The organism is Bacillus cereus group sp. BfR-BA-01524 (assembly GCF_022662595.1).
Classification (GTDB): domain Bacteria; phylum Bacillota; class Bacilli; order Bacillales; family Bacillaceae_G; genus Bacillus_A; species Bacillus_A thuringiensis_S.
The window spans coordinates 1-289 of sequence record NZ_JAKUDW010000362.1 but is presented as its reverse complement, the minus strand read 5'-3'; the positions used below and the strand labels follow the sequence as shown (position 1 = coordinate 289).

The following is a 289-nucleotide window of genomic DNA, read 5'->3' as shown; positions in this document are numbered from 1 at the left end:
CTGATTCTTCTGTTTCCGCAATTACTTCCACTTCTTCTAGCTCTTCTGTTTCTGTAATTACTTCTACTTCTTCTGACTCTTCCGTTTCCGCAATTACTTCTACTTCTTCTGACTCTTCTGCTTCCGCAATTACTTCCATTTCTTCTGACTCTTCTGCTTCCGCAATTACTTCTACTTTTTCTGGCGCTTCTGCTTCCGCAATTACTTCTACTTCTTCAGTTTCTTCTGGTATTTCCACAATGATTGTTTCTTCAAGTTTTTCTTCTGCTTTGACAATCACTGATTCTTG

1 protein-coding gene is annotated in these 289 nt (G+C 38.8%); it reads right to left on the bottom strand.

Features of this window, described 5'->3' with window-relative positions:
* On the bottom strand, positions 1–289 hold a 289-nt coding region (locus tag MR170_RS31480), incomplete at both ends, for a hypothetical protein (RefSeq protein ID WP_242310724.1).